This window comes from Micromonospora sp. CNZ286, from assembly GCF_014207755.1.
Genome location: NZ_JACHIZ010000001.1, coordinates 5,987,950 through 6,007,630, shown reverse-complemented (window position 1 = coordinate 6,007,630; position 19,681 = coordinate 5,987,950). Strand labels below are relative to the sequence as shown.

General features: G+C 72.4%; 18 protein-coding genes and 1 tRNA gene. 12 read left to right on the top strand and 7 right to left on the bottom strand.

Features of this window, described 5'->3' with window-relative positions:
- The first annotated feature begins 345 nt into the window (after positions 1-345).
- Positions 346-567: a hypothetical protein gene (locus tag FHX31_RS32875; RefSeq protein ID WP_041784115.1), complete on the top strand. Its 222-nt coding sequence runs from the start codon at positions 346-348 to the stop codon at positions 565-567.
- A 218-nt stretch (positions 568-785) separates the two neighbouring features.
- Here FHX31_RS32875 and FHX31_RS26635 read toward each other — a convergent pair whose 3' ends face one another.
- Entirely contained in the window at positions 786-1,433 is a 648-nt protein-coding gene (locus FHX31_RS26635) for a 5-formyltetrahydrofolate cyclo-ligase (protein ID WP_013473916.1), read from the bottom strand.
- Between the two features lie 82 nt (positions 1,434-1,515).
- Between FHX31_RS26635 and FHX31_RS26630 the strand changes: the two genes are divergently transcribed.
- From FHX31_RS26630 to FHX31_RS26600, 7 genes are all read left to right on the top strand, one after another.
- A complete protein-coding gene (locus tag FHX31_RS26630; protein WP_049794804.1) occupies positions 1,516-3,705 on the top strand; it encodes a GGDEF domain-containing protein in 2,190 nt (729 codons plus the stop codon).
- Positions 3,706-3,714: 9 nt separating this feature from the next.
- Entirely contained in the window at positions 3,715-4,704 is a 990-nt protein-coding gene (locus FHX31_RS26625; protein WP_013283914.1) for a UTP--glucose-1-phosphate uridylyltransferase, read from the top strand.
- The gene (locus FHX31_RS26620; RefSeq protein ID WP_013473918.1) at positions 4,701-6,014 is read left to right on the top strand and encodes a molybdopterin molybdotransferase MoeA; all 1,314 of its coding nucleotides are present in this window, start codon (positions 4,701-4,703) and stop codon (positions 6,012-6,014) included. Before FHX31_RS26625 ends, FHX31_RS26620 begins: the two co-directional genes overlap by 4 nt.
- A 108-nt stretch (positions 6,015-6,122) precedes the next feature.
- Complete coding sequence (locus FHX31_RS26615) at positions 6,123-6,764, top strand: GNAT family N-acetyltransferase (protein WP_013283916.1); 642 nt, start codon at positions 6,123-6,125, stop codon at positions 6,762-6,764.
- A gap of 168 nt (positions 6,765-6,932) precedes the next feature.
- Positions 6,933-7,715 (top strand): divisome protein SepX/GlpR, encoded by a 783-nt coding sequence (gene sepX, locus FHX31_RS26610; protein ID WP_176739738.1) that lies wholly within the window; start codon positions 6,933-6,935, stop codon positions 7,713-7,715.
- A gap of 179 nt (positions 7,716-7,894) precedes the next feature.
- A tRNA-Ala gene (locus FHX31_RS26605) sits at positions 7,895-7,968 on the top strand.
- 944 nt (positions 7,969-8,912) lie between these two features.
- Positions 8,913-9,659 carry an RICIN domain-containing protein gene (locus FHX31_RS26600; RefSeq protein WP_184977391.1) on the top strand — a complete coding sequence of 249 codons (747 nt, stop codon included), beginning with the start codon at positions 8,913-8,915 and terminating at the stop codon, positions 9,657-9,659.
- A gap of 78 nt (positions 9,660-9,737) precedes the next feature.
- On the opposite strand, the gene FHX31_RS26595 is transcribed toward FHX31_RS26600, so the two are convergent.
- Together FHX31_RS26595 and FHX31_RS26590 are read right to left on the bottom strand one after the other, a co-directional pair.
- Positions 9,738-10,433 (bottom strand): 20S proteasome subunit A/B, encoded by a 696-nt coding sequence (locus FHX31_RS26595; RefSeq protein ID WP_013283920.1) that lies wholly within the window; start codon positions 10,431-10,433, stop codon positions 9,738-9,740.
- Between the two features lie 230 nt (positions 10,434-10,663).
- Positions 10,664-11,290 (bottom strand): DUF1963 domain-containing protein, encoded by a 627-nt coding sequence (locus FHX31_RS26590; RefSeq protein ID WP_082171183.1) that lies wholly within the window; start codon positions 11,288-11,290, stop codon positions 10,664-10,666.
- Between the two features lie 146 nt (positions 11,291-11,436).
- Between FHX31_RS26590 and FHX31_RS26585 the strand changes: the two genes are divergently transcribed.
- A complete protein-coding gene (locus tag FHX31_RS26585) occupies positions 11,437-12,195 on the top strand; it encodes a hypothetical protein (RefSeq protein WP_184977390.1) in 759 nt (252 codons plus the stop codon).
- A gap of 25 nt (positions 12,196-12,220) precedes the next feature.
- Here the strand turns inward: FHX31_RS26585 and rox are convergent, their stop codons facing one another.
- The 3 genes from rox to FHX31_RS26570 are packed head-to-tail and all read right to left on the bottom strand — an operon-like array spanning position 12,221 to position 14,839.
- Positions 12,221-13,648 (bottom strand): rifampin monooxygenase, encoded by a 1,428-nt coding sequence (rox, locus tag FHX31_RS26580; RefSeq protein ID WP_184977389.1) that lies wholly within the window; start codon positions 13,646-13,648, stop codon positions 12,221-12,223.
- A gap of 20 nt (positions 13,649-13,668) precedes the next feature.
- Positions 13,669-13,848, bottom strand: a complete 180-nt coding sequence (locus FHX31_RS26575; protein ID WP_184977388.1) for a hypothetical protein — start codon at positions 13,846-13,848, stop codon at positions 13,669-13,671.
- 52 nt (positions 13,849-13,900) lie between these two features.
- The gene (locus tag FHX31_RS26570) at positions 13,901-14,839 is read right to left on the bottom strand and encodes a helix-turn-helix domain-containing protein (protein ID WP_184977387.1); all 939 of its coding nucleotides are present in this window, start codon (positions 14,837-14,839) and stop codon (positions 13,901-13,903) included.
- A 94-nt stretch (positions 14,840-14,933) separates the two neighbouring features.
- Between FHX31_RS26570 and FHX31_RS26565 the strand changes: the two genes are divergently transcribed.
- The 3 genes from FHX31_RS26565 (at position 14,934) to FHX31_RS26555 (ending at position 19,162) form a co-directional block, all read left to right on the top strand.
- The gene (locus tag FHX31_RS26565) at positions 14,934-15,974 is read left to right on the top strand and encodes a saccharopine dehydrogenase family protein (protein WP_184977386.1); all 1,041 of its coding nucleotides are present in this window, start codon (positions 14,934-14,936) and stop codon (positions 15,972-15,974) included.
- Positions 15,975-16,067: 93 nt separating this feature from the next.
- Entirely contained in the window at positions 16,068-18,188 is a 2,121-nt protein-coding gene (locus FHX31_RS26560) for a cellulase family glycosylhydrolase (protein ID WP_184977385.1), read from the top strand.
- Between the two features lie 110 nt (positions 18,189-18,298).
- Positions 18,299-19,162 (top strand): alpha/beta fold hydrolase, encoded by an 864-nt coding sequence (locus FHX31_RS26555; protein WP_184977384.1) that lies wholly within the window; start codon positions 18,299-18,301, stop codon positions 19,160-19,162.
- Positions 19,163-19,197: 35 nt separating this feature from the next.
- Here the strand turns inward: FHX31_RS26555 and FHX31_RS26550 are convergent, their stop codons facing one another.
- Positions 19,198-19,659: a hypothetical protein gene (locus FHX31_RS26550; protein WP_184977383.1), complete on the bottom strand. Its 462-nt coding sequence runs from the start codon at positions 19,657-19,659 to the stop codon at positions 19,198-19,200.
- Positions 19,660-19,681: the final 22 nt, after the last annotated feature.

Here is a 19,681-nt window from a genome sequence, read left to right as displayed (position 1 = left end):
GAAAACCGTTCCCCCGGGGGAGGCCCGCCGTCACCAGCGGACGTCCGGTACGGCTGGGACCGCCAGCTCGGGGAGGTTGCTGCTTCCGGGCTGGCGGATGCAGCAGCCTCGCCGAGGTGGCGAGCATCCGCCGCCGGCCGAGCAGCAATCTCGCCGAGGTGGCGAGCTTCCGCCGCCGGCCGAGCAGCAACTTCCCGAGGTGGCGAGCTTCCGCCGCCGGCCGAGCAGCAACCTCGCCGAGGTGGCGAGCATCCGCCACCGGCCGAGCAGCAACCTCCCCGAGCCGGCGAGCATCCGCCGCGAACGGAACGTGGCCGCCCCCGAGCGGGAACGGCCACGTGTCGCGTGCGAGCAGCGGGTCAGGACGAGCTGGACGCCGCCGGTGCCTTGCTCGCCGTCGACCCGGATCCGGACGAAGAAGACGAACCGGATGAGGAAGACGACCCGGACGAGGAGGACGACGAGGACGAGGAGTCCGACGACGACGAGGACGACTCGGACTTGGCCGGCTTGCTCGTCGTCGAGGCGCCGTTGTCGGAGCCGGACGGACGGGAGTCCGTACGGTAGAAGCCGGAGCCCTTGAACACGATGCCTACCGAGTTGAAGAGCTTTCGCAGCCGCCCCTCACACGCCGGGCACTCGGTCAGCGGCTCGTCCGAGAAGGACTGCACCGCCTCGAGCTGGTGGCCGCACGCGGTGCAGGCGTACTGGTACGTGGGCACGTTCTCCTCCGGATCTTCGGCACGGCCTTCTGGCACTCGTGGACTTCGAGTGCCAATGGTGCGTCATGACCCCCGGGTTCGTCCAGCGGAAGCGCCCGGGCCCACACCCGGGACCGCCACCAGCCCGTCCGCCGGAGTGATCACACAGTGCACCGGGCGGTCGTGCGGCAGGGCGGGCACCGCCGCGACCAGCTCGCCGTCGTGCAGCAGCGCCACTGTCGGCACTGTGGCGGGCACCCGGGCCAGCGCGCGGTCGTACGAGCCGCCGCCCCGGCCCAGCCGGATGCCGCGGCGGTCCACCGCGACCGCCGGCACCACGACCAGGGCGGCTCCGGCCACCGCGGCACGCCCCCGGGGCGGTGCGGTCGGCTCGCGCAGGCCCCGGCCGGCGGCGCGCAACGACTCCGGGCCGGTGTACGGGGCCCAGTCCAGGTCCAGGTCCTCGCGCAGCACCGGCAGCAGCAACTCGGCGTCGGGCGGCAGCGCGGCCCGCAGCACGTCCGGCAGGTCGTCCCCGCCGGGCTCCGAGGCGACCGGCACGTACGCGCTCATCCTGGCCGGCCGCAGCCGTCGTACCAACGTCACCAGCTCGGCCTGGACGGCGGCCGCCGCCACCGCGCGGTCGGCCGCGGACAGCGACCGGCGCGCGGCGAGTAGCGCGATGCGCATCTCCCGCTTCGCATCGTGCGCTTCATCCGAAAATTCCGGCACGCAACACTCCTGACGCAACGCTTGCCTAATGGTCGCTCTGTGTCAGCATCGCACCAAGGGAGCGGAACTTCCGGGGGGAAGATTGACGCTACGCGGGCGGTTGACGGCGGCTTTCCTCGCGGTGGTCCTCGGCCCCGTCCTGCTCGGCGCGTTCTTCGTCGGGGCGACGCTCAGCGCGGTCGACCACAGCCGCGCCACCGAGCGGCTGGGCCTGGCCGCGGCCGGTGTCCGTACCTCGATCGACGCACTCTGCCAGCAACTCCGCGCGGCGGCCGACGCGGTCGCGCTGGTCGGCGACCCGGTCGTCCGGTCGCGCGCGGCCGACCAGGTGGTCGCCCGGGGCCTGGCCGCCGCCGTGCTGATCGCCGACGCCGCCGGCCGCACCACCTACACCACGCCCGGCGGGCCGGCCGGGCGCTGGCAGGACTGCGCCGGCGCGCCCGCCACCGGTGTCGCCGCGCTGGCCGCCCAGGTCCGGCTCCGCGACCCGGCCGGCACCGACCTGGGCGCGGTCGCCGCCGCCCAGCCCGTCGACCGGGCCTTCGTGGCGCGGCTCGCCGCCGTGACCGGCGTCGGGATCACCCTCCTCGACGACCCCGGCGGCATCACCCACACGACCGAGGACCAGGGGGTACGCGCAGCGGTGCTGGCCGCCGCCGGCAAGGCGGACGGGAACCGGGTGACCGGGACCGGCGACGGCCGGTACGTGCGCCGGGTCGGCCCGTCTCCCGGTCAGCCGCTGCCGCTGGTGCTGTCGGTGCCGGGGGAGCGCGCGCCCGGCCTGTACGGGGCGCTGATCGCCGCGGTCGCGCTCGCCGCCCTGCTCGCAGTGCTCGCGGCCTGGCGACTGGCCCGGGTGACCACCCGGCCGCTCGGTGAGCTGGCCGGCGCGGTGGACCGGGTGGCGCGCGGCGACCTGAGCGCCCGGGTGCCGGTGCGCAGCCGCGACGAGATCGGACGGCTGGCCAGCGCGTTCAACCGGATGACCCGGGAGACCGGCACCTACGTGACGGCGCTGACCAGCAGCCGTGACCAGCTCCGCAACCACCTCGCAGTGCTCGGCGACACGCTCGCCAGCACGCACGACCTGCAACGCATCCTGCGGGTGATCCTGGACAGCGCGATCGCCGCCACCGGCGCCCGGGCCGGCGCGGTGCTGCTGGTCGACGGCGACGGCGTACTCGTCGGCCGGTGCGTGGAAGGTCTGACCGGACGCCGGCCGACTGGCGACCCGGCCGACCCGGCGACGCTGCGGGTGCCGGTCGGCGCCGGGGTGCTCGGCGCGGTGGCCGCCACCGGCGAACCGCTGCGCGGACGGTGGGCGCCGCCGGACACGCCGACCGGGGAGCCGTCCTGCGAGACGTACGTGGCGGTGCCGTTCGCCACCCCCGGCGGTGCCGAACCGCGCGGCCCGGACCGGCCCGGCCATCCGCCCGCCGACGGCGACCCGCCCGGCTCGGCCTGCGCGGCGCTCGGCGTGCTCGTGCTCTACGACCGGCTCGGCGGGCACGAGTTCCACGACGACGACGTGGTGACGCTGCGGACGTTCGCCGGGCACGCCGCGGTCGCCGTGGAGAACGTCCGGGTGCACGAGGAGGCGCAACGGCTCTCCCTCACCGACCCGCTGACCGGGCTGTGGAACTACCGCTACCTGCGCGAGTCGATCCGCCGCGAGGTGGAGCGGGCGAACCGGTTCGGCCGGATGCTCAGCGTCCTCGCGCTCGACCTGGACCGCTTCAAGAACGTCAACGACACCTGGGGGCACGCCGCCGGGGACGCCGTGCTGGTCGAGTTCGCCCGCCGGGTACGCGGCGTGATCCGCGAGGTGGACCTGGCGTTCCGGCAGGGCGGCGAGGAGTTCGTGGTGCTGCTGCCGGAGACCGACGCCCGGGGCGCCACGATCGTCGCCGAGCGGCTCGGCGCTGTGGTACGCGACCAGCCGGTGGCGGTCGACGGGAACGGCGACGAGCCGGTGCGGGTGCCGGTGACCGTCTCCATCGGCATCGCCGTCTACCCGGACCACGCGGCCGGCGGCCAGCAGGTGCTCGACGCCGCCGACGACGCGTTGTACGCGGCGAAGGCCGCCGGACGCGACGGCTACCGGCTCGCCCCGGCACCCGATCCGGTCCCCACCCAGGAGATCCCGGTGGTGGCCGCCGGTGTCAGCCCGCCGGACGGGCTGCCCCGGGCCGGCGCGGCGGACCCGGCGGGCACCGTCCAGGGCGGCGCGTCTTCCGGTCCTCACCCGCCGCGGCAGAGCCGTGGCCGATAGTCTCGCGACATGTCGGAGCACTCAGCGAACCCCTCAGCGGCCCCCGGTCGCTCCCGCGCGGTCAAGGCCGTGATCCCGGCCGCCGGCCTGGCCACCCGGTTCCTGCCGGCCACCAAGGCGGTTCCCAAGGAACTGCTGCCGGTCGTCGACCGGCCGGTGCTGCAGTACATCGTCGAGGAGGCCGCCCAGGCCGGCATCGACGACATCCTGCTGATCACCGGTCGCGGCAAGACCTCGATGGTGGACCACTTCGACCGCCGGCCGGACCTGGAGGAACGGCTCGCCAAGAAGCCCGAGCTGCTGGCCGAGGTCAAGCGCACCGAGGAACTCGCCGCGATCTACACGGTCCGCCAGCCGGAACAGCTCGGCCTCGGTCACGCTGTCGGGTACGCCGAGTCGCACGTCGGCGACGCGCCCTTCGCGGTGCTGCTCGGCGACGAGTTCGTCAAGCCCTCCGAGCCGCTGCTGCCGGCCATGCTGGAACTCCAGGCCCGCACCGGCGGCGTGGTGCTCGCGTTCTTCGAGGTCGACCCGGCCGAGACCAGCCGCTACGGCATCGCGTCGGTCGAGCCGGCCGAGTCGGAATACTCCGACATCGCCGAGGTCGTCAAGGTCACCGGCATGGTGGAGAAGCCCAGCCCGGAGGACGCCCCCAGCAACCTCGCCGTCCTCGGCCGGTACGTGCTCCCCGGGAAGATCTTCGACGCGATCCGGCGTACCCGACCGGGCAGCGGCGGCGAGATCCAGCTGACCGACGCGATGGAGCTGCTGCGTACCGAGGGGGTGCCGGTGCACGCCATCGTCTACCGGGGCACCCGCTACGACACCGGCATGCCGCTCGGCTACCTCCAGACCGTGGTACAGATCGCCGCCGAGCGGGAGGACCTGGGCGCCGAGTTCCGCAAGTGGCTGACCGAGTTCGTCAACAACGGCGACGAGACGGTCACCGCCGCGGTCCTCAACGGCATCCGCGACGCGTCCGGCGGTGCCGATACATGACAGCGACGGCCGACGCCGAGGCGGCCGCGAACGAGTTGACGCCGCTCGCCGACTACCTGGGCAGTGTGCTGCGCAGGTTACGCGCGCTGCCTCCACTCGACCTCGACCTGACCCAGGCGTACGGCAACGTGCTCGCCGAGGACGTGGTCGCCCCGCACTCGTACCCCGCCTTCGACCAGGCGGCGGTGGACGGGTACGCCGCACGCTGGGAGGACATCTCCGGTGGGAGTCGGGGGCCGGGCTACGTCCCGGCCCCCTCCGGTATGCCCGGCGGCCGCAGCATCCGCCTCAACGTGGTGGGTGACCTGGGCGCGGCGAGCTGGCGACCGGTACGGCTCACCCCCGGCGCCTGCTTCTCGGTCGCGGCGGGCGCGCCGCTGCCGATCGGCGCGGACGTGGTCGTCCCGGTGGAGTGGACCGACCAGGGCATGGCCGCCGTCGAGATCTTCCGCGCCCCCAAACGGGGGTACGGCCTGCGCCGCGCCGGGGATGAACTCGTCGCCGGCACGCTGCTCGCCCGCGCCGGGGCGTACGTCTCACCGGCCCTGGTCGCGGTGTTCGCCGCCACCGGCATCGGGCACGTGGTGGTGCGGCCCAGCCCGCGCGTGGTCATCGTGGCCACCGGCGACGAGCTGGTGGACGTGGGCCGGGGCAGCCAGCCCGGCCAGGTGGTGGACACCAACTCGCACGCGCTGACCGCGGCGGCGGCGGAGGCGGGCGCGCTCGCGTACCGGGTGGGGATCTGCGACGACGACCCGGAGGCGCTGCGCGGCCTGCTGGAGGACCAGACGCTGCGCGCCGACCTGATCATCACCACCGGCGGCACCGGCACCGGTCCCGGCGACATGGTCCGCCGCATCCTGTCCCGCCGCGACGGCGGGCGCGCCGGGCCGGTCGCCTTCACAGAGGTGGCCCTCTATCCCGGAACGGCTCTCGGGTTCGGTACGGTCGGCGCCGAGGAGGTGCCGGTGGTGTGTCTTCCCGGTGAGCCCGGCGCGGCGCTGATCGGCTTCGAGGTGCTGGCCCGCCCGGCCATCCAGCTGCTGGCCGGGGCCGAGCCGGTGTTCCGGCCGAGCGTCCGCGCGCACCTGCTGGAGACGGTCTCGTCCCCGGTGGGGCTGCGCGAGTTCCGGCCCGCGCACGTGGCCGAGCGGCGCGGCGGCGGGTACACCGTGCAGCCGCTCGCCGGTGGCCCGTACACGCTCTCCGGCCTGGCCGAGGCCAACGGCCTGCTGGTGCTCGGCGAGCGGGTCACCACTGCGGCTGCCGGGTCTACGGTGGACGTGCTCCTGCTGGACCGGCGCCGGTGAGCGCGAGGAGTGAGCTTGCGAGCCCCGCAGTCGTGAGCGAAAGGCAAGCTCGGTGAGCGCGAGGAGTGAGCTTGCGAGCCCCGCAGTCGCGAGCGAAGGGCCGGCTCGGTGAGGTTCCGGCGGGCGCCGGGGTGGCCGGCGGTGCTGGTGGATGGTCCGGTGGTACTGCGGCCGTACCGGCGTTCGGACGCCGCCGCCTGGTCGGAGATCCGGCGCGCGAACCGCGAGTGGCTGGCGCCGTGGGAGTCCCATGTGCCCGGCGGCTGGTACGAGACGAACTCGCCCGCCGCGTTCCGCCTGGTGCACGCCGACCAGCGCAAGTCCGCGCGTACCGGTGAGGGCATGCCGTTCGCCGTCTGCCTCCGCGAGAACGGGCAGGAGCGGCTGGTCGGCCACGTGAACGTGGGCAGCATCGTGCGGCGGGCGTTCTGCTCCGGGTACGTGGGCTACTGGGTGGACTCCAGGGTGGCCGGTCGCGGCGTGATCCCGACCGCTGTGGCGCTCGCCGTGGACCACGCGTTCGGACCGGGCGGTCTGCACCGGATCGAGGTGAACATCCGGCCGGAGAACATGCCCTCCCGGCGGGTGGTGGAGAAACTCGGCTTCCGCGAGGAGGCCTATCACGTGCGCTACATGCACATCGACGGCGCGTGGCGGGACCACATCGGATACGCGATGACGGGCGAGGAAGTAGTAGCCGAGGGCGGCTTGCTGGCGCGGTGGCACCGCGTACGTGACAACCGCCGCTGAGGCGAACGCCCGGCGCGGCGCACTGTGAACCGGGTCGGCGGCCCGTAACCTCAAGTAACTGCAAGCTGTGGCAAGCGCTGCCCGCCCGCACGAAGTGCGCCGTAAACGACGGTAGACGGAAGAAGTTGCGGCGGCGGCGCTCGCCGGAGAACTTTGGTGACGGGAGGGGTGAGGGTGCCCACGTCGGTGCTCCTCGCCGTCCTCGCCGCCGCCGGTCTGCTCGCCCTCGCTCCGGCGCTGGTCCGCCGGTACGACGCCACCGAGCGGCTGGTGGCGGAGCGGGCGCAGTCGACGGCGCGGGTGCTCCAGCGCCGGCGTCGACGGCGCACCGTGCCCGGGCGGCGACCGCTGCACCCGCCGCGCTCCCTCGTCGTGACCCTCAGTGAAGACTCCGACACGGGCAGTCTTGCCCGTCCGGTCTCCGCACCGCCACTGCGCCGGCGCTCCGGGCGGCTCCGGCCCGTCTCCGCGGTGCCGGCCCAGTCCCGCCGACGGCACCCGCCCCGGCGACGGCACACCCCGGCGATCTACCGCCGGCGCCGGGTGCTGGCCGCGCTGCTGCTGCTCAACCTGGTCGAATTGGGCGGCGTGGTGCTCGTCGGACCCGGGTTCTGGATCAGCGTCTCGGTCACCGGCGCGCTGCTCGTCGCGTACGTCGTACACCTGCGGCAGCGTGCCCTGGCCGAGCGCCGACGGCGGCGCGCGGACGCCCGCGAGGCGGCCTGGCTGGCCGCCCGCCAGGCCGAGGTGCGCCGCGAGCAGGCCCGGCGCGCGGCGGCCCGACGGGAGGCGCAGCGCCGGCTGGCCGCCCAGCGCGAGGCGGTCCGGCGTACGGCGATGGGGCTGGACCGTCCCGCGGACCTGCCACCGGCGGCAAGCGGCGGCTCGGTGTCCTACCGGCGGGCGGGCGGCCTGCGCGGACGCCCCTACCAGTCCGGCCGAGGCGCCTGACCTCGTGCCGGCGCTTTGCTGGTGGCGATCTTGGAAGGTTTCGGCCCCTCCGAGGGCCTTTTCCTTCCAAGATCTACGGGGCGGCGGGGCGGTTCGCGTCGTGGGGGCGCGACCTGTTAGCCTTGTCGTCGGCCCGCCCGGTGAAAGCCGGGTGGGACCGACGCTGGTTCGCCGGCGGAGGGGCTGTGGCGCAGACCGGTAGCGCACCTCGTTCGCATCGAGGGGGTCAGGGGTTCAAATCCCCTCAGCTCCACCCAGTTCAAAGGCCGTCTCCCGTGGTGGGGGACGGCCTTTTTCTGATCTTCTGCAGCAAGTGGCTTGGGCGCATCGTGAGGTGGGCGCTCACCCCGCGGTGGCGCGACACGCCATGGCCGAGACGGTCTTCGCCACCCTCACGACCGAACTGGTCCACACCCGCGCCTGGCCGTCACGGCACGAACTGGAAACGGTCGTCTTCTCATCCGTCGAAGGCTTCTGCGGCCCACGGCGCCGGCACGGCCGTCGGGGTAACGTCAGCCCCGACACCTACGAGAAGACCCGTCACGAGTCCCTGACACACTCATGAAGCTGTTGAGATAGACGTCCGAGTGGTCAACGCCGAGACGACAGGAACAGCCGCTGCGACAGTAGTCGGGCGGGTCAAGGGCGACCGCGAGGGTGAAGGACCCGAAACCTGCTGTGTCCCGCCACCGACCAGCAGGCGAACAGCGCGCCGGATGTCGGGTGACCGGCGCCGTCTCGAGCCGTCTTCCAGGTCGGTTGGGCCACCTGCTCGGCGGCGTCGCCGCTCGCCCTTTGCGGTGTTCATGAGGGCGTTTGTTGCCGAGCATTAGCGTCCGAGACGGCGACAACCGGAAGTCTTCGCCATTCAAGAAAATGTTGTGACTTGTTGCCGATGCTTGGGATATCCAGTTTGTCGGCGATGGCCCCCGGGATTCGATCGGCACTCCTGACTTCCTTATTGTTAATCGCGTTTAGAGTTCCGGCCGACCGGGGGATCCGGGCGTCGTCGGCCAGCGCCCCACAATGAGCCGACACACCAGTCGGGCCGCCCCGAACAGGCGCGATTTTGCCACCCGCTCGACCTGTTGTGGCTGCCAGGAGCACCCGTACCGTTGCGGCACCAGCGTTCCGTGTGATTGGCCAGATGAATTGCGGCAATTGCAGGCGTGCTGATTGTATCGAAAATCGTCTTTGATGGGAACGACAGTGAAAAACATGCGAAAGTCTGTGGTGGTCTTGGCGGTTCTGGCCATGGCCGCGGCGGGATGCGAGCAGGCCAGTGAGTCAAGCCCGTCTGCGTCCGAGTCGGCCACGCCGACGAGCGTGGCATCCGCCTCTGCATCCGCCGCCGCGTCCGCGCCCGCGGTGGCGGTCGACACGTCCATCAACGAGAAGCCGGTGGACGGTTCAGACGCCGCTGCCGTGAAGACGGTGGATGTCGCGGCGCAGCCGGCGGCCCAGGCCCCAGCCTCGGCGGGGGGATACTACAAGCTCAATACCGTGTTCCGCGGTGAGAACGAGTGCCTGGAAGGCAACCGCGTCGACGGCAACTCAACCCTCGCCGGCGCCGCCTTCCAGAACACCTGCAAGGACGTTGACGGGCAGGACTGGAGTCTCACCAAGCGCCCCGACGGCTACTACACGCTGCGGACGAAGTTCCTCGGCGAGCAGAAGTGCCTCGAAGGCAACCAGATCGCCGGGAAGGTCCTCGGCGGCGCCGCGTTCCTGGACACGTGCCGCGAGGTCACCGGACAGCAGTGGAAGCTGGTCAAGGCCGGAGACAACCTCTTCCGGCTGCAGACGAAGTTCCGGGAGAAGGAAGGCGAATGCCTGGAAGGTAACCGATTCGCGCCGACGTCCGTCCTGAAGGGTGCGGCGTTCACCGACAAGTGCCAGAACGTGACCGGGCAGCTCTGGTACCTCACCGCGATCCCTGCCTGACGACACCGCATTGACCGGAGGAGCCCGTGTTGTCCGGGCTCCTCCGCGCGGATGACGGTTTGCTCGCACGCGCCGGCGTCAGTCGAACAGGCCGTCGAGCGCCTTCTGTTCGAGATCGCGCCAGCGCTCGGCGTCCTTCAGCGCCTTGGCGATCTCCTTCTCGTCGAGGTGGTGGGCGCCCTCCTCGCGGATGCACGCGACGCTGAACGGCCCGCCGACCGACGGCGAGGTCCGCTCCAGCGCCTCCAGCACCCGTACCACGCCCACCACGCCGTACTCGACGGTGCGCGTGGTCATCCGGAAGTGGGACAGCAGCGCGCCGGCCTGCTGGGCCATCGGCGCGCCGGAGCCGATGGCGTGGAAGCCCACGTCCTCGTAGCGGCCGATCAGCCCGTTGGGGTTGATCTCCACGATCCACGGGCCGCCCTGGCTGAAGCCGGCCGCGAGCAGGTACGCCGACACCCCGCCGCCGGCGCCCTCGCCTGGTACGTCCGGGATGTAGTTCTCGTAGTGCTTCTTGAAGACGGGCAGGACGCGCTCCTGCAACTCGTCGCCGATGTCGGGTGCTTCGAGGATGGCGGTGGCCGAGTCCTGGAGGAGGGGGCGCAGGTCGTTGAGTACCCCTCGCGCACCGCTGCCGCCCCAGGCGGCGCAGTCGCCCAGCGGGTGCAGCTTCTGTGCGGGGAAGCTCAGACCGCGGTCGCTCTCGGTGATCTGGGAGTCGGCGCCGATCACCACCCCGTCTTTGCAGACAACGGCGAGTACGACGGTCATAGCGTCCTCCTGAGCAGGGGTAAGGGGTAGGGCGCGACGTACCCGCCATCCCGCCTGCCTACACCCCGACGAGTGTTGGCCCACTCGTGGCCGGACTACGGGAAGGCTGCCGCCCGTCGGCGGCGACGCGGTCGAGCGGCCGGCCGGATGCGTTACGGCGACGGCTCGTGGAAGTAGACGGTGGCCGACCACCAGTCACCGTCGGCAGTGATCTCGCTCTGAAAAGCAGGTCACTGTTGCCACAGGAACGCGGCCGTCGAGCATGGCCGGCAGCGGAATCCGTACCCGCAGCCACCGCCACCGAAGTTGAAGCCGGTGCGGTGATCGTGGCCTTCCTCGAGCTGGACGACGAACGACATGGGCAGGGCGCAGGCGGGACAGGTGGGCGTCTGGTCGAACTGGAGCCACGCCGGCAGTCCGCCGAGTTGCCCGAGGACGTCTCGCAGCGGTCGGCCGGACTCACTGCGCCAGCGTTCGCGCGCCTCGTCGTAGCCGTCGGAGTCGTGCATCGGCACGTACGTGACGGCGGACGTCTCGGCCGCCAGGACGGTGTCGCCCGGGGGCACGGCAGACGGAGCCAGCGCCCCGGAAGGGAAGACGAACGCGCGGTTGCCGCCGGCTGTCGCATCCCACTCGTCGCACAGGCCCGGATCGTTCTGGCACATGAAGATCGACAAGAGCGCGGCGTCGTCCGCGTCGATGTCGTCGAGTCGGACCTGGGCCAGGAACTGCATCGGTCCGTCGCACTCGTCGCACACCGGCCAGTCGAAGCCCGCAGGCACGAGCGGAACACCGCCGGTACGCGTGCCGGGAGCGTCTGGTGCCGTGTCACCGTTGTAGATCATCAGAATCGTCACGCGGCGCAGCGTAGGGGAGTTGACGATCTCTCGCAGCGCTCGGATGTGCCCGGGTCCGTCCGGCACCCGGCCCGCAGCCGGGCGGCCGATCGGAGTCACGTCCGTTGGTAGCCTGACGCGTCCGTACGACAGATGGAGTCTGCCCGGTGCTCAGGACGGTGCTGCGGAGGCTGGGCGCGGCGGGCGCGGTCTGCCTGGTGGCCGCGTGCGGACCCTCGACTGCTGATCCAGCGGATCGTTCGGCGGGCGAAGCTGTCCCCTCCACGGCCCAGGCGACCGGCACGGCCACCGCCCGGAAGCCGTCCGCGATTCCGGCGACCGGCGGCGCCGGCTACTCCGCGGCACTGTCGGCGCGGCTGGTGACCACGGACGCGCTACCACCAGGTTTCACTGAGGACATCGCGACGGTCATGGCTCCGGATGCGGGCCGGCAGCGCCCCGGCCCCGAGGTGCCCTGTGCGGACATGATTCCGCTGTTGTCGGCCAACCGGCTGACCGGTGCTCCGTCGGCGATGGCCGCCGCCACCGTCAGCTCTGGCGAGGGCCCCGATTACCCGTGGGTGGCGAGCGAAGTGCTCAGGACGTACGCCGACGACGGCGCCCGAGAGGCGATGGCGGACCTGCGGACGTTCATCGGCCGATGCCCTGCCGTCGCGTCACCGGGCCAGGACGGAGACAGCTACCGTTTCGCGGTGGTACCGGGGCCGCGACTGGGCGACGAGAGCATGCGCGTCGACGCCAGCACGACTTCCGGATCGATCACGCTGGAATGGGACAGCATCCTCGTCCGGATCGGCGCCACCCTGGTGGTCGTTCATGAGCAGGGCAACGAGCCCGGCGGCGACGATCACCTCCCCCGGCTCGCCGAAGCCGCGCTCCGCAGCTACCAGACGACCGGACCCTGAACGCCCTCGGGCGGTCGGCGGCAGCTCACCTCGTCGCGCCACCGAACCACCTGGTCAGCGCATCCTCCAGCGTCTGCTGATCGTCACCCACCCAGACCACGTGCCCGTCCGGCCGCAGCAACACCGCCGGCACGTCCAGCTCGTCGCCGGTGCCGACGACGAGCCCGACCCGGTCGGCCCAGGCGTCCACCGACAGCTTTCCGGTCCCGTCGAGCAACAACCCGCCGCCGGTACGCATCAGCTCGTACAGGCGTCCCTCCCGCAGCGGTACGTCGCGCAGCCGCCGCCCGAGCAGCGCATGCCCCTCGCCGACGTCGTACCGGACGCTGATCGCTGTGACCTTCTCGATCAGGAAGCGGTTGACCTCGTCGAAGTCCATGAGCTGCGCCAGCATCTGACGCACGGCCTGCGGTCCGGGCTCGTTCGTGGTCAGCAGCATCTGCGCGCGGGTGTTCGTCAGCACGTCGGCGGCGACCGGGCGCCGCTCGGTCTCGTAGGTGTCCAGCAGGCCGTCCGGCGCCCAGCCGTTCACCGTCGCCGCCAGCTTCCAGCCCAGGTTGAACGCGTCCTGGATGCCCAGGTTGAGCCCCTGCCCGCCCAGCGGCGGGTGGACGTGCGCGGCGTCGCCGGCCAGGAACACCCGCCCGACCCGGTAGTGCTCGGCCAGGCGGGTCGCGTCGCCGAACCTCGACAGCCAGCGGGGGGAGTGCACGCCGAAGTCGGTGCCCGCGTACGCGTGAAGTTGCCGCTTGAAGTCATCGAGCGTCGGCGGCGCCGAGGCCACGTCGGCCGCCGGTACGACCACCCGGAACACGCCGGGCCTGCCGGACGGCCCGAGCCCGAACCGTTTCTCGGTGCGGCGTACCTCGGTCATGATCGCGGTGATCTCGTCCGCGGACGCGGTCACCTCCATCTCGCCGAGCAGCGTGTCGATCGTCGACGGCTCGCCGGGAAAGCCGACGCCGAGCAGCTTGCGGACGGTGCTGCGCCCGCCGTCGCAGCCGACGGCGGACCGCGCCCGCAGCGGTGACGCGCTCGCGTCGTCGAGGTGGACTGTCACGCCGTCGTCGTCCTGCTCCAGCCCGGTCACCGCACTGCCGCGCCGGATCTCGGCGCCGACCTCGGCGGCGTGGTCGGCGAGCAGCCGGTCGGTGAGCGTCTGCGGGATGCCGAGGACGTACGGGTGTGCGGTGTCCAGGTCGGCGGGCGCGGGCTTGTCGATGCCGGCGAAGAACCCCCGGATCGGATGCGTGCCGCCCTGTTCGAGGAACCGCTCCAGCAGCCCGCGCTGGTCCATCACCTCGATGCTGCGGACGTGCAGGCCGAGCGAGCGCACGTACGGCGGCGGCTCGGCGTCGCGTTCCAGGACGAGCACGCCGACGCCCTGAAGGCGCAACTCGCTCGCCAGCATCATGCCGGTCGGCCCACCGCCGACCACGATCACGTCGAACACATCTTCCCCCGTGCCGAGTGTCAGGCGACCGTCCCCTTCGGCGGCACGAAGCCGCCGGAGAGGGCGCGGATGCGTGCCACGAGCGCAGCGACGATCGGCTGGTGGTCGAATCGACCATAGCCGCCGTGCCGGAAGGCGCGGGCCTCGATGAACTCGCTGCCGCCGGCGCCGTCCTCGGGCACCCGTACCTGCTCAGCCATGGTCTGCTCCCGGTGGTCGGGTGGCCGACGCTACAACCGCCGGGCAACCCGGTCAGCCGCGGCGGAACGTCCGGCGGTAGGTGTCCGGGGGTACGCCGACGGTGCGCTGGAAGTGGCGGCGCAGCGTCGTCGCCGTACCCATGCCTGATGCCTCGGCGACGGCGTCGATGCCGTCGTCGGTGTTCTCCAGCAGCTCCTGCGCCCGCCGGATGCGCTGCGTGGCCAGCCACTGCGACGGGGTGGCGCCGGTCGCGGCGGTGAAGTGCCGGACCAGGTTGCGGGTGCTCATGGCGGCCTGGCGGGCGAGGTCGGCGACCGTCAGCGGGCGGTCCAGCCGCGCCATCGCCCAGGGGAGCAGCGCGGCGAGCGGGTGGTCCTCGCGGGCCGGGACCGGGGTGGTGACGTACTGGGCCTGGCCGCCCGCGCGGTGCGGCGGCACCACCAGGCGGCGGGCGACGGCGTTGGCGACTGTCGAGCCGTGGTCGCGGCGGATCAGGTGCAGGCACAGGTCGATCGCGGCGGCCTTGCCGGCGGAGGCGAGTACGTCGCCGTTGTCCACGTAGAGCACGTCCGGGTCGACCTGGACGCGCGGGTAGCGGGCGGCGAGCGCGTCGGTGTGCGCCCAGTGGGTGGTGGCGCGCAGCCCGTCGAGGATGCCGGCGGCGGCGAGCACGAACGCGCCGGTGCAGAACGAGACGATCCGGGCGCCCGCCTCGTGCGCGGCGCGGACCGCGTCGACCAGGTCGGACGGCGGCTCGGCGTCGGTGTCCTCGATCGCCGGGACGATCACCGTGTGGGCGCGGGCGAGGTGGTCCAGCCCGTGGTCGGGTGTGACCGCGAACCGGCCGACGCCGACCGGGCCGGGACCGCAGACCACCAGGTCGTACCAGGGATCGGCCAGGCCGGTCGGGTCGCGCACGAAGATCTCGCACGCCGCCGCCAGCTCGAAGTGCAGCATCCCGTCGGTGGCGGCGAGCGCGATCAGGGTCATGTCCGAAACTGTACGGGCATTGGCGTTTGCGCCACTGTCCCGGCTCTCGGATTCCGGCGAGGATCATTCCAGTCGATCTTCGAGGGGGAACGTCATGCAGGTGGCGGTGTTCGGGGCGTACGGGCACACCGGACGGTTCGTGGTGGCGGAGCTGCGCGAGCGGGGCTACGAGCCGCTGCCGGTGGGACGCGACGCCGGGAAGCTCGCGGCCGCTTTCCCGGGGGTGGCGCAGCGGGTGGCGTCGGTCGACGACCCGGGCTCGCTGGACCGGGCGCTGGCCGGGGCGGCGGCGGTGGTCAACTGCGCCGGGCCGTTCGCCTCGACCGCCGGCCCGTTGATCGAGGCCGCGTTGCGGGCCGGAATCCCCTACGTCGACGTGGCGGCCGAGATCGAGGCGAACCGGGACACGTTCGCCCACTACGCCGAGCGTGCCGAGGCCGCCGGAGTCGCGGTGGTGCCCGCCATGGCGTTCTTCGGCGGGCTCGGCGACCTGCTGGTCACCGCCGCGACGGGGGACTGGGCGGCGGCCGACGAGGCGCACGTCGCGTACGGGCTGAGCAGCTGGCACCCGACGGCCGGGACGGTCGCCTCCGGCGTCGTCTCGCGCGAGCGCCGCGACGGCCGGCGGGTCCGCTTCACCGACGGGCGCCTGGTGTACGCCGACGGCGACCTGCCCCGGCGGGACTGGGAGTTCCCGGCACCGCTGGGTGTGCGGCCGGTGCTGGGCGAGTTCACCATGGCCGACGTGGTGACCGTGCCGAGTCACCTGGACATCCCGGAGGTGTGCACGTACATGACCGTGAACGCGGCGGGGGGCCTGGCAGCCGGGGAGGCGCCGGCCGCTGTGGACGAGCGTGGCCGGTCGGCGCAGACGTTCACCGTCGACGTGGTGGTGCGGTCGGGCGACGTCCGCCGGCGGGTGGTGGCCCACGGGCAGGACATCTACGCGATCAGCGCGCCGCTCGCGGTCGAGGCGGTCCACCGGATCCTGACCGGGCGGACGCGGGCGACCGGTGTCGCGTCGGCCGGGCGGATCTTCGACGCGCCGGACTTCCTGGGCGCGCTGTCGGCGCACCTCACTGTCGAGGCGCTGCCGACCGCCTCATGTACTCCCGTATCCACGTCTGCCGATTGACAATGTTTGGATTCCAAACTTACTCTCGCGCTGGGCGGGTGCGCGCCCCGCCTTCCCCGTCCACGCGCCCCACCCCACCACGAAGGAACCACCATGTTCCGCTCTCCCCGTACCGCCCGATTGCGGGTCGGCCTGGTCGCCGCGACCGCCGCGGCACTCGTGACAGGCACCGCCGTGATGGCGACGAACGCCCAGGCGGCGGCCGGCTGCCGCGTCACCTACACGACCGCCAGCCAGTGGCCCGGCGGCTTCACCGCGAACGTCGACGTGACCAACCTCGGTGACCCGATAAGCGGCTGGAACCTGCGCTGGACGTTCCCGTCCGGCCAGCGGGTCACCCAGGCGTGGAGCGCCACGGTCACCTCCTCCGGCGCCGACGTCACCGCCACGAACGTCGGCTACAACGGCGCCATCGCCACGAACGGCAGCGTCTCGTTCGGCTTCAACGGCTCCTGGTCCGGCGCGAACACCGCGCCCACCGCGTTCTCGCTCAACGGTGTGGCCTGCACCGGCGGCGTCGGCGGAACCACTCCGCCGCCGAGCACCACGCCACCGCCGACCACCCCGCCCCCGACCACCCCGCCGCCCACCACGCCACCGCCCACGACCCCGCCGCCCGCAGGCAACGCGATGGCCGCCGTCGCCGCCATGCAGCCCGGCTGGAACCTCGGCAACTCCTTCGACGCGGTCGGCGCGGACGAGACCGCGTGGGGCAACCCGCGGGTCACCGAGGCGCTGCTCGACAACGTCCGGGCGCAGGGCTTCAACAGCATCCGCATCCCGGTGACCTGGAGCAACCACCACGGCGCCGCGCCGAACTACACCATCGACGCGGCCTGGCTGAACCGGGTACGCGAGGTGGTCGGCTGGGCGCTCGCCGACGGCTTCTACGTGGTGCTCAACATCCACCACGACTCGTGGCAGTGGATCAACACGATGCCCACCGACCGCACAGGCGTGCTGAACCGCTACAACGCGCTCTGGACCCAGATCGCCGCCGCGTTCAAGGACTCCTCGCCGAAGCTGACCTTCGAGAGCGTCAACGAGCCGCAGTTCACCGGCAGCTCCGGCGACGCCCAGAACGCCACGCTGCTCAACGAGCTGAACACCTCGTTCCACCGCATCGTCCGTCAGTCCGGCGGCGGCAACGCCACCCGGCTGCTGGTCCTGCCGACCCTGCACACCTCCGCCGAGCAGGCCCGGGTGGACGAGCTGGTCAGCACGTTCAACACGCTCAACGACCCGAACCTGATCGCCACCGTGCACTTCTACGGGTACTGGCCGTTCAGCGTGAACGTCGCCGGCGGCACCCGGTTCGACGCGACGGTCCAGCAGGATCTGACCGACCAGTTCGACCGCGTCTACAACGCCTTCGTCACCCGCAACATCCCGGTGATCATCGGTGAGTACGGGCTGCTCGGCTTCGACCGGCACACCGGCACCATCGAGCAGGGCGAGAAGCTGAAGTTCTTCGAGTTCCTCGGCCACTACGCGCGCAGCCGCAAGCTGACCACCCAGCTCTGGGACAACGGCCAGCACTTCGACCGGACGTCGTTCGTGTGGAAGGACCCCGAGCTGTTCGCGCAGATCAAGTCGAGCTGGACGACCCGCTCCGGCACCGCGTCCAGCGACCAGGTGTACGTGCCGCGCACCGGCACGATCACCGCCAAGAGCCTGACGCTCAACCTGAACGGCACCACGTTCCAGGGGCTGCGCCAGGGCACCACCGACCTGGTGAACGGTACCGACTACACGGTCTCCGGCAGCACCCTGACGCTCACCGCGTCGGCGCTGACCCGGCTGGTCGGCTCCCGCGCGTACGGGGTGAACGCCAACCTGACGGCCCGCTTCTCCGCCGGTGTGCCGTGGCGGATCAGCATCATCACGTACGACCCGCCGGTGCTCTCCAACGCGACAGGAACCACCGCCGCGTTCACGCTCCCGGCGCAGTTCCGCGGCGACCAGCTCGCCACGATGGAGGCGAAGTACGCCGACGGCAGCAACGCCGGACCGCACAACTGGACCTCGTACAAGGAGTTCGACGTGACGTTCGCGCCGAACTACACCGGCAACACGATCGCGCTGAAGCCGGAGTTCTTCGCCGAAGTCAACGACGGCCAGCGGGTCACGCTGACGTTCCACTTCTGGAGCGGCACGAAGCTGACCTACTACGTGACCAAGTCCGGCAGCACCGTCACCGGCACGGTGAGCTGACCGCTACGGCACGGCTCGCGGCGGTGGGCGTCGACACCGCCGCGAGCCGTGCCCGGCACGAGTTTCCGCCGGACCGATGATTTCCGAGGTCGGCGCCGGTCGACAGAGGCATGAAGACGCTCACTCTCCAGACGCCCGAGGTCGACCTGGTCTACGACGTCCACGCCCCCGAGGCGGCCGAGGCCGGGCTCCGCCCCTTGTTCATGATCGGCCAGCCGATGTGCGCCGACGGCTTCACCACGCTCGCGTCGTACTTCCCGGACCGCACAGTCATCACGTACGACCCGCGCGGGCTCGGCCGGAGCGTCCGCAAGGACGGCCGGAACGACTCGCTGCCCGAGGTGCAGGCCCGGGACGTCCGCGACATCGTCGACGCCCTCGGCGTGGGCCCGGTTGACATGTTCGCCAGCAGCGGCGGCGCGGTGACCGCGCTCGCGCTGGTGGCCGCCTACCCGGACGTGGTGACCACGCTCGTGGCGCACGAGCCGCCGCTGGTCACGCTGCTCCCCGACGCCGAGGCGGCCGGCCGGGCCATGGCCGCCTGCCAGGAGGCGTACCGGAAGAACGGCTGGGGTGCCGGCATGGCGGCGTTCATCGCCATGACGTCGTGGCGCGGCGAGTTCACAGACGACTACTTCGCGCAGCCCGCGCCCGATCCCGCCGCGTTCGGAATGCCGGCCGAGGACGACGGCAGCCGCGACGACCCGTTGCTCTCCGACCGGTCCGCGGCGGTCACCGTCTTCCGGCCGGACGCCGACGCGCTGCGCGCCGCGCCCACCCGGGTCGTGGTGGCGGTGGGCGAGGAGTCGGCGGACACCCTCACCGCGCGGACGTCGGTGGCCACCGCCGAGCTGCTCGGCGGACAGGCCGCGGTCTTCCCGAGCCACCACGGCGGGTTCCTCGGCGAGGGGATGGGCCACGCCGGGCAGCCGGAGGCGTTCGCGCGCCGGCTGCGGGAGATCCTCGACGCCTGACCGCGGCGTCGCCGCGTCGCGGATGCCCGCGACGGTCAGGCGCGGCGCACGTCGGTGACCATCGCCGGGTAGGGCCCGGCCGGTGTGCCGGGCCCGGCCTGGTCGGCGGGGACGACGTTCTCCATCCGTAGCCGCAGGAGGGCCGGGTCGGCGGTGTCGAGGACGATCCGCCACCCCCAGCCGCCGCCGTACTCGGCGGTCAGCTCGACCGCCGCCCCGCCCGCCGCACCGGTGAGCGTCATCGGGGTCGGCTGCTGGTGCCACGAGTCGCCCCACCAGGCGACGAGCGAGCCCGGCCGGTCGCCGGCGCCGACCACCAGCAGGCCGTCCTGCGGGCCGTCGTCGGGATGTACCCACGAGTACGACACGGTGGTCAGGTGCCCGCCGGCCGCGGTGGCGACTGTGAGCGCGGCCGGCGACTCGGCGAGCGGATCGGCGGGCATCAGCCGGAAGCCGTTGGTGCCTGCCCAGGACCCGGTGACGTCGGTGAGAACCATCGTCCCAGGATAGGAGCCAACC

Bases quoted from the DNA above. Each gene is read 5' to 3' on its own strand.
- FHX31_RS26565 (WP_184977386.1), top strand. From the start codon at position 14,934: ATGCAGGTGGCGGTGTTCGGGGCGTACGGGCACACCGGACGGTTCGTG.
- FHX31_RS26600 (WP_184977391.1), top strand. From the start codon at position 8,913: ATGGGAACGACAGTGAAAAACATGCGAAAGTCTGTGGTGGTCTTGGCG.
- FHX31_RS26550 (WP_184977383.1), bottom strand. From the start codon at position 19,659: ATGGTTCTCACCGACGTCACCGGGTCCTGGGCAGGCACCAACGGCTTC.
- FHX31_RS26570 (WP_184977387.1), bottom strand. From the start codon at position 14,839: ATGACCCTGATCGCGCTCGCCGCCACCGACGGGATGCTGCACTTCGAG.
- FHX31_RS26555 (WP_184977384.1), top strand. From the start codon at position 18,299: ATGAAGACGCTCACTCTCCAGACGCCCGAGGTCGACCTGGTCTACGAC.
- FHX31_RS26560 (WP_184977385.1), top strand. From the start codon at position 16,068: ATGTTCCGCTCTCCCCGTACCGCCCGATTGCGGGTCGGCCTGGTCGCC.
- FHX31_RS26595 (WP_013283920.1), bottom strand. From the start codon at position 10,433: ATGACCGTCGTACTCGCCGTTGTCTGCAAAGACGGGGTGGTGATCGGC.
- FHX31_RS26625 (WP_013283914.1), top strand. From the start codon at position 3,715: ATGTCGGAGCACTCAGCGAACCCCTCAGCGGCCCCCGGTCGCTCCCGC.
- FHX31_RS26620 (WP_013473918.1), top strand. From the start codon at position 4,701: ATGACAGCGACGGCCGACGCCGAGGCGGCCGCGAACGAGTTGACGCCG.
- FHX31_RS26575 (WP_184977388.1), bottom strand. From the start codon at position 13,848: ATGGCTGAGCAGGTACGGGTGCCCGAGGACGGCGCCGGCGGCAGCGAG.